At 64.0% G+C, this 12,214-nt stretch carries 10 protein-coding genes and 1 tRNA gene; 6 read left to right on the top strand and 5 right to left on the bottom strand.

Translation table 11 applies throughout. The annotated features are described in order from the left end of the window. The first annotated feature begins 26 nt into the window (after positions 1-26). From ttcA to PCLY_RS04410, 4 genes are all read left to right on the top strand, one after another. Positions 27-851, top strand: coding sequence for a tRNA 2-thiocytidine(32) synthetase TtcA (gene ttcA, locus PCLY_RS04420; protein WP_061238079.1), 825 nt, complete (start codon positions 27-29; stop codon positions 849-851). A 161-nt stretch (positions 852-1,012) separates the two neighbouring features. After that, positions 1,013-1,144 (top strand): hypothetical protein, encoded by a 132-nt coding sequence (locus PCLY_RS25280; RefSeq protein ID WP_269451518.1) that lies wholly within the window; start codon positions 1,013-1,015, stop codon positions 1,142-1,144. A 260-nt stretch (positions 1,145-1,404) separates the two neighbouring features. Further along, a complete protein-coding gene (locus tag PCLY_RS04415; RefSeq protein WP_061238249.1) occupies positions 1,405-2,463 on the top strand; it encodes a 3-deoxy-7-phosphoheptulonate synthase in 1,059 nt (352 codons plus the stop codon). A gap of 63 nt (positions 2,464-2,526) precedes the next feature. Beyond that, positions 2,527-3,198, top strand: coding sequence for a DNA-3-methyladenine glycosylase I (locus PCLY_RS04410; protein ID WP_061238078.1), 672 nt, complete (start codon positions 2,527-2,529; stop codon positions 3,196-3,198). On the opposite strand, the gene PCLY_RS04405 is transcribed toward PCLY_RS04410, so the two are convergent. The 5 genes from PCLY_RS04405 to PCLY_RS04385 all read right to left on the bottom strand — a co-directional run bounded on the left by PCLY_RS04405 (position 3,188) and on the right by PCLY_RS04385 (position 11,435). After that, complete coding sequence (locus PCLY_RS04405; RefSeq protein WP_061238077.1) at positions 3,188-3,439, bottom strand: YheU family protein; 252 nt, start codon at positions 3,437-3,439, stop codon at positions 3,188-3,190. The two genes, PCLY_RS04410 and PCLY_RS04405, sit on opposite strands and share 11 nt — an antisense overlap. Before the next feature lie 142 nt (positions 3,440-3,581). Next, complete coding sequence (locus tag PCLY_RS04400; RefSeq protein WP_061238076.1) at positions 3,582-6,332, bottom strand: hybrid sensor histidine kinase/response regulator; 2,751 nt, start codon at positions 6,330-6,332, stop codon at positions 3,582-3,584. Between the two features lie 159 nt (positions 6,333-6,491). Further along, positions 6,492-7,691, bottom strand: a complete 1,200-nt coding sequence (locus tag PCLY_RS04395) for an osmoprotectant NAGGN system M42 family peptidase (protein WP_061238075.1) — start codon at positions 7,689-7,691, stop codon at positions 6,492-6,494. Between the two features lie 86 nt (positions 7,692-7,777). Beyond that, positions 7,778-9,517 carry an N-acetylglutaminylglutamine synthetase gene (ngg, locus tag PCLY_RS04390; RefSeq protein ID WP_061238074.1) on the bottom strand — a complete coding sequence of 580 codons (1,740 nt, stop codon included), beginning with the start codon at positions 9,515-9,517 and terminating at the stop codon, positions 7,778-7,780. A 148-nt stretch (positions 9,518-9,665) separates the two neighbouring features. After that, on the bottom strand, positions 9,666-11,435 hold the full coding sequence (locus PCLY_RS04385) for an N-acetylglutaminylglutamine amidotransferase (RefSeq protein WP_061238073.1): 1,770 nt from the start codon (positions 11,433-11,435) through the stop codon (positions 9,666-9,668). 157 nt (positions 11,436-11,592) lie between these two features. Here PCLY_RS04385 and PCLY_RS04380 point away from each other — a divergent pair, with 157 nt between their 5' ends. Both PCLY_RS04380 and PCLY_RS04375 read left to right on the top strand, forming a co-directional pair. Next, entirely contained in the window at positions 11,593-12,021 is a 429-nt protein-coding gene (locus tag PCLY_RS04380; RefSeq protein ID WP_394326846.1) for a MarR family winged helix-turn-helix transcriptional regulator, read from the top strand. An 89-nt stretch (positions 12,022-12,110) separates the two neighbouring features. After that, positions 12,111-12,186 (top strand) — tRNA-Val (locus PCLY_RS04375). Positions 12,187-12,214 lie beyond the last annotated feature (28 nt).

Genomic DNA, 12,214 nt, shown 5'->3' with positions numbered 1-12,214 from the left:
CCCACTCCCTCGGATTTCGACGCACCATGGGCACCCTCTCGGTCAACCAGAACAAACTGCAGAAGCGCATTCGCCGCCTGGCCGGCGAAGCCATCACCGATTTCAACATGATCGAGGATGGCGACAAGGTGATGGTCTGCCTGTCCGGCGGTAAGGACAGCTACACCATGCTCGACGTGCTGCTGTATCTGCAGAAGGTAGCGCCGATCAAGTTCGAGATCGTTGCGGTGAACATGGACCAGAAGCAGCCCGGCTTCCCCGAGCACGTGCTGCCGGCCTACCTGGAAGCCCTCGGCGTGCCGTATCACATCATCGAGAAGGACACCTACTCGGTGGTGAAGGAAAAGATCCCCGAGGGCAAGACCACCTGCTCGCTGTGCTCGCGTCTGCGTCGTGGCACGCTGTACACCTACGCCGACGAGATCGGCGCGACCAAGATGGCGCTGGGGCACCACCGCGACGACATTCTGGAAACCTTCTTCCTCAACATGTTCTACGGTGGCACGCTCAAGGCCATGCCGCCCAAGCTGCTCTCCGATGACGGCCGTAACGTGGTGATCCGCCCGCTGGCCTACTGCGCCGAGGCCGATATCGAGGCCTACAGCCAGCTCAAGGAATTCCCCATCATCCCGTGCAACCTCTGTGGCTCGCAGGAGAACCTGCAGCGCCAGGTGGTCAAGGAGATGCTGCAGGAGTGGGAGCGCAAGAGCCCGGGCCGGGTCGAGATCATGTTCCGTGCGCTGCAGAACGTGCACCCTTCGCAGCTGGCCGACCGCAACCTGTTCGACTTCAAGAGCCTGAAGATCGACGACAGCGCCACGCCGCGCTTTCTCGATGTGATGAGCCTGTAGGGTGGATCACGCTTCACCGATCCACCGGCATGGGGATTGGTGGATGTAAAAGGCGACATCCACCCTACGCCCCGTACGAACCGTGGGAGGGGCTTTAGCCGCGACGCTTGCCAGGCCGCAAAGGCCTGGAGTATGGTGCGGCCATCGCTTTGGAGAACTCCATGTCCACCAGCCTCAATCTTCTGTCCATGCTGCAAGTCGGTGCCTCGCGCGCCGCGCTGGCGCGTGCGCAGCTGTGCGTGGCGGCGGCGTATTATTTCTTTGGGTATTGGTTTAGCCACAGGCGCGCCTGATACCCACAGGCGGCCTGAGACACCAGGGTCGCCACCAGAGACGTTTTCCAGAAAACCCCCGGTCGGCAACCCGACCGGGGGTTTTGTTTTTTCCGGCCGAAAACGGCCACAGACCGAGGATTCACAGATGAACCGTTATTACCGCAACTACCGCTATGACTGGCGATTTAGCAGCGTCACCACCGCCCTGACACCTTTGCAACGAACACTCAGTTAGCGCCGCGCGGCGCAGACCGCGCCGGCCAAGGAACCGCCAGATGATGAACAGCTCCGCTCAACTCGCCTCCACCGTCACCTCCATCGCCCGCCGCAGTGCTCAACCGCTGCCCAGCCCCGCCGTACTGCGCCAGCGCCTGCCATTGCCCTCTGCACTCGCCGAACGTATCGCCGCTGACCGCGACGCCATCCGCGCCGTGCTCGATGGCCGTGACCCGCGCCTGCTGGTGGTGGTCGGCCCCTGTTCCCTGCATGACCGCGCCTCGGCGCTCGAATACGCTGAACGCCTAGCCGAGCTGGCGCCGCAGGTCGATGACCAACTGTTGCTGGTGATGCGCGCCTACGTGGAAAAACCGCGCACTACGGTGGGCTGGAAAGGGCTGTTGTACGACCCGCATCTCGATGGCAGTGGTGACATGGCCGAAGGCCTGCGCCAGTCGCGGCAACTGATGCTGGACATCCTCGAGCGCGGCCTGCCGCTGGCCACCGAGCTGCTGCAACCGATGGCCGTCGGTTACTTCGATGATCTGCTCGGCTGGGCGGCGATTGGCGCACGCACCAGCGAGTCGCAGGTGCACCGCGAGATGGTCAGCGGCCTGGATCTGCCGGTGGGCTTCAAGAACGGCACCGATGGCAGTGTCGGCATCGCCTGCGATGCCATGCGTTCGGCGGCGCACCCGCATCGGCACTTCGGCATCGACGATCTTGGCCACCCGGCGCTGCTGCACACGGCAGGCAACCCGGACACCCATCTGGTGCTGCGTGGCGGTCATGGCGCGCCGAACCATGATACGGCCAGTGTTGCCGCCGCGCGTGAGGCGTTGCAGCGTCAGGGCATCGAGCCGCGCATTCTGGTCGACTGCAGCCACGCCAACAGCGGTAAGGATCCGCTGCGTCAACCTGCGGTTCTGCAGAGCGTGATCGATCAGCGCCTGAGCGGCGACGGCAGTCTGCGTGGGGTGATGCTGGAAAGCCACCTGTTCGAGGGTTGCCAGGCGCTCTCCGGCGAGCTGCGTTACGGCGTGTCGATCACCGACGGCTGCCTGGGCTGGAGTGGTACCGAGCTGGCGCTGCGTCAGGCGGCTGAGCGTTTGCGCGCTTGAGTCTTGCGAGAGGTGGGCATCTGCGTGCAGGCTTCGTCGTCCGTTTCATGAAGGATTCGATTCATGCGTGATTACAAGTGGCTGCACGAGTTCTGCCTTAATCGCTTCGGCTCGGCCAAGGCGCTGGAGGCCATGCTGCCGCAGCCGCGCAGCGATGCCGAGCTGCGCGCGTTGAGCGATGACCGCTACCTGTCGTTGATCAGCCTGCGCATCTTCCGCGCTGGCCTCAAACACAGCCTGGTGGACGCCAAGTGGCCGGCTTTCGAGGAGGTGTTCTTCGGCTTCGACCCGGAAAAGGTGGTGCTGATGGGCGGCGAGCGCCTGGAGAACCTGATGCAGGATGCGCGGCTGATCCGCCATCTGGGCAAGCTCAAGAGCGTGCCGCGCAACGCTCAGTTCATCCTCGATGTGCGCCGCGAGAAAGGAAGCTATGGCGCGCTGATCGCCGATTGGCCGGTCAGCGACATCGTCGGTCTGTGGAAGTACCTGGCCAAGCACGGTAGCCAGCTTGGCGGCCTGTCAGCACCGCGCTTTCTGCGCATGGTGGGCAAGGACACCTTCATTCCCACCGATGACATGGTCGCCGCGCTCAAGGCGCAGGACATCATCGACAAGGCGCCGACCAGCTTGAAAGACCTGGCGGCAGTGCAGGCGGCATTCAACCAGTGGCGGGCCGAGAGTGGTCGACCGCTGTGTCAGCTATCGGTGATGCTGGCGCATACGGTCAATCATTGAGCGATTGCTGCAAGGCCTCCAGCCACTCCTTGGGCACATCGCGCTTCATCGCCAGTTGGCATTGCTGGCTGTCAGGGTCGAAGACGATCACCGCCTCGGCCTTGTCCAGGGCGCGGCGCACGCGCTGTACGCGGGTTTCCAGCGGGGTTTCATCGCCGTTGTCGGTACCGTCGCGGGTGACGAAGTCTTCGATCAGCGCAGTGAGAGTGTCGGCTTGCAGCAGGTCGGCGGGGATCAGCACAACGTATGACTCCAGTGTTGGCAGGCGGGTGAAAAACTACCTCGGCTTTGGCCTTCTGCATTCATGCAGTCGTCGCCTGGGTTTTTCAGCGGCCTGTTGGGCGCCCATGATAGAGCCATAGGGCGCCGCGCTGCGAGTGCGCTCAGTGCAAGTCGCTGGTGCGTTTGAGGTGGCGTTCCAGTGTGCTGTAGAGCAGCCCGCTATCCAACGGCTTACCGAGAAAGTCATCCATGCCGGCGTCCAGGCCGTGCTGGCGGTGCTCTTCGAGGATATGCGCGGTCAGCGCGATGATGGGCACGGCGGCCAGTTGCTGGCTGCGTTCCAGGCGGCGGATCTGCCGCGTGGCTTCGAAACCGTCCATCACCGGCATCTCGCAATCCATCAGGATCAAATGCACTGCAGCCGGGTCGCGGCCGTATTCCTGCACGGCCGCCTGACCGTCGGTTACCAGGCGCACGCTGTAGCCACGTTTCTTCAAGAAGCCCTGAACCACCAGCTGGTTCACCGGGTTGTCCTCCGCCACCAGGATGCAGGGGGCGCTGCTGTTGTCGTTGCGTATTTCTCTGACCAACTGATGTACCTGTGCTCTGGGTTCTTCGTACAGCTCGCTCAAGGCCTGCCGCAGTGCGTTGATCGCGACTGGCTGGGCCAGGTGTTGCAAACGCAGGCCGTGGCGCGCTGGCAGATGTTGGCAGGCCTCGGGTGGACAGACCAGTAGCACGCGTTGTTGCGGTTGCAGCTGGGGCCTGAGTGAATCGAGCCAGTGACTGACGCCGCCAGGCCAGGGCGCCATCAGCACCAGCAGCGGCGGTGCGGTGAAGTCCTCCAGATAATCCAGCAGTCGCTCCGGCGTTTGACAGCGCTCGGTGCGCATGCCCCAGCGCCCAAGCAAGCGGCTCAAGGCATCCAGCCCCAGGCCATCGAGAGAGGCGAGCAGGGCGGTACGTCCGGCCAACAGGCCGCCCAGCTCGTCGGGCGTATCCTGCTCGGCCAGCAGCGCTATGTCGAAGGCGAAGCGAGTGCCCTGGCCCAGGGTGCTCTGCACCTCGATTCTACCGCCCATCATCTCCACCAGCTCCTTGCTGATGGCCAGGCCCAGGCCGCTGCCGCCGTAACGACGGGTCGTGCTGGAGTCCCCTTGCGCGAAGGATTCGAACAGTTGCGCCAGGGCCTGCTCGCTGATGCCGATACCACTGTCGCTGACGGCGAACACCAGATGCGGATTGCCAAGGCTGTCGCTGCGACGGCTGACGCTGACTGCCACATGGCCTTCTGCGGTGAATTTCAGGGCGTTGCTGAGCAGGTTCATCAGGATCTGCTTGAGCCGTGTCGGGTCGCCCTGAATGCGCCGCGGCACCCCGTTCTCCAGGCTGACGTAGAGGCGCAGGCGCTTATCCAGCGCCTGGCCGGTGAACAGGCTGAGCGTCTCGGAAATCATGTCTTCCAGGTCGAACTCGATCTGTTCCAGGCTGAGCTTGCCGGACTCGATGCGAGCGTAGTCGAGGATGTCGTTGATCACAGCCATCAGCGAACTGCCGGAGCTGGAGATGGTGTCGACATAGAAACGCTGGCTGCGATCCAGGCGGGTTTCGCGCAACAGTTGCAGCATGCCCAGCACGCCGTTGAGCGGCGTACGGATCTCGTGGCTCATCTTGGCCAGGAAACGGCTCTTGGCCTGGCTTTCGAACGCCGCCTGCTCGGCGGCGCGACGCGACTTGAAGCCTTCTTCCTTGAGCAGGTTGATGCGGTCGGCCAGGCCGATTGACAGGGTGATCAGCTCGATGGTGACGCCGATCTTCACTACCGTGGCACCGAATACGCCGAACACCTCCAGGCCCAGCGAACCGGTGGTGGCCTGGATGAAGGCGAACAACAGAATGGCCCAGGCCAGGGTGTAGTAGGAGCCGTAGCGCACGCCCCGGCGCCAGATGTAGATACCTGTGAGCAGCAGAATCAGCGACACCACGGAGACGGTGACGCTGGCCAGGATGTTCCAGGCGGCGAAGCCGATCAGCGGCACCGACAGCAGGCAGCCGACGCAGATCAGCATCAGCAGGCGCAGGCCGGTGTCCAGGCGCGGGAAATACTGGCGTGCGTGCAGGAAATGGCGGCTGAACTGGATGGCCGTGAGGCAGTGCACATACATCAGGATGTAGATGCTGACCGACTGCAAGGCCACGTGCTCGGGCAGCAGTTTGAACAGCATGCCGTCGAAGCAGGCTGCCAGCAGGCCGACGTTGAGGTTGTAGGCCAGGTACCAGAGGTAGGCCGATTCACGTAGTGACAGATAGAGGAACAGGTTGTAGCAGAACATGGCGAACAGCACGCCATAGAACGCGCCGTTGAAGCCCATCAGGTTTTCCTGCGCAGCCGCGCTGGCGCCGTAGGTGGCGAAGAACAGCGGCACGAACACCGTGCTGGTGGTTTCCACGCGGACCAGCAGGGTGCTGGCGCCGGGCTCCAGCTGCATGGGAAACCAGAAATTACGCACCTGTACCGGCCGCTGGGAGAAGGCGAAGCTGTCGCCGCTTTCCTGTTCCAGACGTTTGCCCTGAGGGGTGATCAGATGAACCTGCAGATGATCGAGCAGCGGATAGTTGACTTCGAGATAGCCGCCCAGTGGATGGTTGAGGCCGTTGACCAGGCGAACCTTGAACCACCACACCGATGCGTTCTTGCCGAGGTTGGCATGTTCGCCGCTCAGCCCCTTGAAGGCGGCATCATCCAGTGCCTGCACCTGCTCGACGCTGAGAGTGCCGTTCACGTCCTCGTAATAGCCGGTGTAGGGGCCCAGGGACAGGCGCAGGTCGTCGCTATTCAGCGGCGCAGGGGTAAGGGCCCAACTTGGGCAGGCGAGCCAGAACAGCAACACAGCCAGAAAGACGCGAGGCATCCGTGAACCTCAGAAGGCCATGGAAAATGGCCGGAGTGTCATGTTCAACGTCGCTTGGCGACGACCTGAAGGTTGGCCACTGACTGCAGGCCAGAAAAAGGGGAGCTGGTGCTCCCCTGTCGTCCTTTCGTGTCACTTTGCCCTTATGCGCGGAGGCCTTCAAGTCTCCCGATCATGTTGGCCTACCAGGCTGTCCACGGGTGGGACACGGGTATCGCTTTCCATCTGCGCGTCGTGCTCCAGCTGATGGCTGAAGCGCTCCAGCGAGCCCTGCGCCGGTTGCGCATCGCTGGCGAATACCGGTGGGCTCATCATGTACGCCGTAAGCAGGCGGCTAAGGGCGTTGAGGCTGTCGATATGGGTGCGTTCATAGCCGTGAGTCGCATCGCAACCGAAGGCCAGCAGCGCGGTTCGAATGTCATGACCGGCAGTGACCGCCGATTGTGCGTCGCTGTGGTAATAGCGGAACAGATCGCGGCGTGCCGGCACTTCCTGTTCGGCCGCCAGGCGCAGCAGCTGGCGTGACAGGTGATAGTCGTAGGGGCCGCCGGAGTCCTGCATGGCGACGCTGACGGCATGCTCGCTGGATTGTTGGCCGGGTGCGACCGGGGCGATGTCGATGCCGACGAACTCGCTGACATCCCAGGGCAGGGCAGCGGCGGCGCCGGAGCCGACCTCCTCGGTGATGGTGAACAGCGGGTGGCAGTCGATCATCGGTTGCAGGCCGTGATCGCGAATCGCCTTGAGTGACGCCAGCAGGGCCGCGACGCCGGCCTTGTCGTCCAGGTGGCGGGCACTGATATGACCGCTTTCGGAGAACTCCGGCAACGGGTCGAAGGCGACGAAGTCGCCGACGCAAACGCCCAGCGAGTCGCAATCGGCGCGGGTGGCGCAGTAGGCGTCCAGGCGCAGTTCGACGTGATCCCAGCTCACCGGCATGGTATCGACGGCGGTGTTGAAGGCATGCCCGGAGGCCATCAGCGGCAGCACGCTGCCACGGATCACGCCGTTGTCGGTGAACAGGCTGACGCGGCTGCCTTCGGCGAAGCGACTCGACCAGCAGCCCACCGGGGCCAGGCCCAGGCGGCCGTTGTCCTTGATCTCGCGGACGATGGCGCCAATGGTGTCCAGGTGTACGGAAACGGCACGGTCGAAGCGCTCGTATTCGCTCTGGCGCCCGCGCAGGGTGGCGCGGATGGTGCCGCGCCGGGTCAGCTCGAAGGGAATTTCCAGCTCCTCCAGACGCTCGGCGACATAGCGCACGATGGTGTCGGTGAAACCGGTAGGGCTGGGTATGGCGAGCATTTCCAGCAGGACTTTCTGCAGGTAGTCGAGATCGGGTGCGGGAAGTGGCTGCATGGTGTCTCCTTGTCTATCGGGTGTAGCGCCCGGATCGGCACCTGCCGTCAGGTTCTCGGCAGGTGCGGACGCAGGTGCTGCTGCAGTCAGCCGTTGGCCTGACTCAGCGGGAACAGCAGGTCGACGAAGCGCTCGGCGGTCGGCTGCGGCTCATGGTTGGCCAGGCCGGCACGTTCGTTGGCCTCGATGAACACGTACTCGGGCTGGTCGGCGGCCGGTACCAGCAGGTCGAGGCCGACCACCGGAATGTCCAGCGCGCGTGCGGCCTTGATGGCTGCGTCGCGCAACGTCGGGTGCAGGATCGCGGTAACGTCTTCCAGGGTGCCGCCGGTGTGCAGGTTGGCGGTCTTGCGCACCGCCAGGCGCTCGCCAGCCGGCAGCACGCTGTCGTAGTCGAGGCCGGCACCGTGCAAGGTGCGCAGGGTTTCGGCGTCCTTGGGAATGCGGCTCTCGCCACCGGTGGCGGCCTGGCGACGGCGGCTTTGCGCGTCGATCAGTTCGCCGATGCTGTGGCGGCCGTCGCCGATGATCTCGGCGGGGCGGCGGATGGCGGCCGCCACCACTTCAAAACCGATCACCAGTACGCGCAGGTCGTGGCCTTCGTGAAAGCTTTCCAGCAGTACGCGTTGGTCGAACACGCTGGCGCGCTCGATGGCTTGTTGCACCTCGCCGGGGGTGCGCAGGTCCACGGCGACGCCCTGGCCCTGCTCGCCATCGACCGGCTTGACCACCACCGAGCCGTGCTCGGCGAGAAATGCCGCGTTGTCTTCGGCGCTGCCCGCCAGGCGCTGGGCCGGCACGCTGAGTTCGGCGCGTGACAGGGCACGATGGGTCAGGCGCTTGTCCTGGCACAGGGTCATGCTCACCGCGCTGGTCAGGTCGCACAGCGACTCGCGGCAGCGGATGCGGCGACCGCCGTTGCTCAGGGTGAACAGCCCGGCTTCGGCGTCATCGACCTGCACTTCGATGCCTCGGCGCAGTGCTTCGTCGACGATGATGCGTGCGTAGGGGTTGAGTTCGGCCTGTGGCCCGGGGCCGAGGAACAGCGGCTGGTTGATGCCGTTCTTGCGCTTGAGGCTGAAGGTCTGCAGCTCGCGAAAGCCCAGTTTGGCGTAGAGTTTCTTGGCCTGCTTGTTGTCGTGCAGCACCGACAGGTCGAGGTAGCTCAGGCCACGGCTCATGCCGTGTTCGATCAGGTGGCGTACCAGCACTTCACCGACGCCAGGGCGACTGCACTGCGGGTCGACCGCCAGGCACCAGAGGCTGCTGCCGTTTTCCGGGTCGCGGAAGGCGCGCTGATGGTTGAGGCCCATGACGCTGCCGATCACCGCGCCGCTGTCCTCGTCTTCGGCCAGCCAGTAGGTCGGCCCGCCTTCGTTGTAAGGGGTGAGCTTGGCCGGGTCGATCGGCAGCATGTTGCGGGTCTGGTATAGGCAGTTGATCGCCTGCCAATCGGCATCGTTTTGCGCACGGCGAATACGGAAGCCGCGAAAGCTGCGGCGCGCCGGGCGGTAATCGGTGAACCACAGGCGCAGGGTGTCGGAGGGGTCGAGGAACAGCTGCTGCGGCGCGTGGGCCAGCACCTGATGCGGCGCCGCGACGTACAGGGCGATGTCGCGCTCGCCGGGCTGCTCATCGAGCAGGGACTCGGCCAGCGCGGTGGCGTCCGGGTACGTGTGGCCGACCAGCAGTCGACCCCAGCCGCAGTGGATGGCCTGCGGCTGGCTCGGCTCGCTGGTGTGATCTTCGGCCAGGCGTGCCTGCAGGCGCTCGTAGGAGGGCGTCTGGCCGCGGATCAGGCGTTGTTTGAAGGCAGGGGAGCGCATGAGTTGTCCTTGATCGCTACGTCCGGTCTGAGCCGGATCGAGTGTTGAGTCGCGACAACCCCGGATGACATCCGGGCGACGACCGTGCATTGAACGCTCGGGAGCGGCTTGACCACCGAACTTGGTGGCTGAAGCCGCTCCTTTACCGTTACAGACCCTGTTCGCTCAGCCACAGGTTGAGCGCCGCCAGTTGCCACAGCTTGGAGCCGCGCAGCGGGGTGAGCTGGCTCTGCGGGTTGGTCAGCAATTGGTCGAGCATGGTCGGGTTGAACAGGCCGCGATCCTGGCTGGGGTCGAGCAGCAGATCGCGCACCCAGCCGAGGGTGGCGCCTTCCAGGTGCTTGAGGCCCGGTACCGGGAAGTAGCCCTTGGGTCGGTCGATCACCTCGCTGGGGATGACCTTGCGCGCCGCTTCCTTGAGCACGTACTTGCCGCCTTCGGGCAGCTTGAACTGCGCCGGGATGCGCGCCGACAGCTCCGCCACGCGGTAGTCGAGGAACGGCGTGCGCGCCTCCAGGCCCCAGGCCATGGTCATGTTGTCCACCCGTTTGACCGGGTCGTCGACCAGCATCACCGTGCTGTCCAGGCGCAGCGCCTTGTCCACTGCAGCACTGGCGCCGGGCATGGCGAAGTGCTCGCGGACGAACTCACCGGCCATGTCGCCGGTCAGCCAGGCTGGCTGCACGCAGGCCGCGTATTCGTCGTACTCGCGGTCGAAGAAGGCGGCGCGGTAGGCGGCGAAGGCATCCTTGGCGCCGTCGACCTGCGGGTACCAGTGGTAACCGGCGAACAGCTCGTCGGCGCCCTGGCCGCTCTGCACCACCTTGCAATGCTTGGCGACTTCACGCGAGAGCAGGTAGAAAGCGATGCAGTCGTGGCTGACCATCGGCTCGCTCATGGCGCGGAAGGCCTGCGGCAGTTGGTCGATGATTTCGTGCTCGCCGATGCGCAACTGATGGTGGCGGGTGGCGAAGCGCTGGGCGATCAGGTCCGAATACTGGAATTCGTCGCCACGTTCGCCGCCGGCGTCCTGGAAACCGATGGAGAAGGTCAGCAGGTTTTCTACGCCCGCCTCGCGCAGCAGGCCGACCAGCATGCTCGAATCGACACCGCCGGAGAGCAGCACGCCAACATCCACGGCCGCGCGCTGACGAATTTCCACCGCCTCGCGCATGGTTTCCAGCGTGCGGTCACGCCATTCTTCGAAGCCGTAATTCACTTCCTCGCCTTGCGGGCCGAACTGCAGCGTCCACCAGGTCTGTTGCTCGACCTTGCCGTCGGCGTCGACGCGCATCCAGGTGGCCGGCGGCAGCTTCTCCACGCCCGCCAGGATGGTGCGCGGCGCCGGCACCACGGCATGGAAATTCAGGTAGTGGTTGAGCGCGACGGCATCCAGCGTCTTGGCGATGTCGCCACCCTGCAACAGGGCGGGCAACGACGAGGCGAAACGCAGACGCTCGCCAGTACGCGACAGGTAGAGGGGTTTTACGCCGAGACGGTCACGGGCAATGAACAGGCTTTGCTTGTCACGCTCCCAGACGGCGAAGGCAAACATGCCGTTGAGCTTGGGCAGCAGCTTTTCACCCCAGGCGTGATAGCCCTTGAGCAGCACCTCGGTGTCACCGCCGGAGAAGAAGCGATAACCCAGCGCCTCCAGCTCGGCGCGCAGTTCGGGGTAGTTGTAGATGGCGCCGTTGAACACCATCGACAGGCCGAGATCGCTATCGATCATCGGCTGGCCCGAGGCTTCGGCCAGATCCATGATCTTCAGGCGGCGATGGCCCAGGGCGATGGGGCCCTGGCTATGAAAGCCATGAGCATCGGGGCCGCGAGGGGCTAGGTGGTGGGTGATGCGCTCGACTGCCGCCAGGTCCGCGGGGCGTCGATCAAAACGTAGTTCTCCAGCTATTCCGCACATAATTCCTTACCGGTATTGCCGTTGGGGATGGGGCTCGGCTCAGCCGAACCTTTTACACCAAAACAAGAAAATGCTTTCATGTCAAAGTTTTTGGTAATGTGGGTTGGTGCTTGTGAGTGATAAAAAAGTTCCTGATGAAATAGATTTGTCATCTGTCATGGCCGTTGAAATGCCACTGTTCCAGGCCTTGCGCCGTTTGCAGCAGGCAGGTGAGGTGCATGCCAAGCGCCTGGCCCGTTTTGGCGGGCTCACGCCCGTGCAGTTGATGGTGCTGCAAGTGCTGGCCACCGAAACGCGGATGACCGCCAGCGTGCTCAGCAGCCGTGTCAGCCTTACCGCTGCGACGCTCTCCGGTCTACTCGACCGTCTCGAAGAGCATGGCCTGCTGCAGCGCCAGCGCGATGATCAGGATCGCCGGCGTCAGTGGCTGTTGATCAGCGATGCCGGGCGCGAGCTGATTCAGCAGGCGCCCTCGCTGATGCCGCCGGAATTCAACCAGCGTTTTGCCGCTTTGGCCGATTGGGAGCGCCATAGCCTGACCGCGGCCCTGTTGAGAGCGGCCGAGCTGTGCGGCGAGATGGACTGAGAGTGGCGTGCTTTTTTCAGAAAAAATTCAAGCAGGGTGTTGACTTAGCGTCGCCGCCTGCATAAAGTGCGCGCCTCGCTAAGGCACACGGGTGATTAGCTCAGCCGGGAGAGCATCTGCCTTACAAGCAGAGGGTCGGCGGTTCGATCCCGTCATCACCCACCATAGCCTAGTGAGAAGGACGAAAGTCCAC

It is taken from the genome of Ectopseudomonas composti, assembly GCF_001567565.1.
Lineage (GTDB): Bacteria > Pseudomonadota > Gammaproteobacteria > Pseudomonadales > Pseudomonadaceae > Aquipseudomonas > Aquipseudomonas composti_A.
This window is presented reverse-complemented; position numbering and strand designations above follow the sequence as displayed.

Coding starts and splice junctions, on each gene's coding strand:
- ttcA (WP_061238079.1), top strand. CDS start 27: ATGGGCACCCTCTCGGTCAACCAGAACAAACTGCAGAAGCGCATTCGC.
- PCLY_RS25280 (WP_269451518.1), top strand. CDS start 1,013: ATGTCCACCAGCCTCAATCTTCTGTCCATGCTGCAAGTCGGTGCCTCG.
- PCLY_RS04415 (WP_061238249.1), top strand. CDS start 1,405: ATGAACAGCTCCGCTCAACTCGCCTCCACCGTCACCTCCATCGCCCGC.
- PCLY_RS04410 (WP_061238078.1), top strand. CDS start 2,527: ATGCGTGATTACAAGTGGCTGCACGAGTTCTGCCTTAATCGCTTCGGC.
- PCLY_RS04400 (WP_061238076.1), bottom strand. CDS start 6,332: ATGCCTCGCGTCTTTCTGGCTGTGTTGCTGTTCTGGCTCGCCTGCCCA.
- PCLY_RS04395 (WP_061238075.1), bottom strand. CDS start 7,691: ATGCAGCCACTTCCCGCACCCGATCTCGACTACCTGCAGAAAGTCCTG.
- ngg (WP_061238074.1), bottom strand. CDS start 9,517: ATGCGCTCCCCTGCCTTCAAACAACGCCTGATCCGCGGCCAGACGCCC.
- PCLY_RS04385 (WP_061238073.1), bottom strand. CDS start 11,435: ATGTGCGGAATAGCTGGAGAACTACGTTTTGATCGACGCCCCGCGGAC.
- PCLY_RS04380 (WP_394326846.1), top strand. CDS start 11,593: ATGGCCGTTGAAATGCCACTGTTCCAGGCCTTGCGCCGTTTGCAGCAG.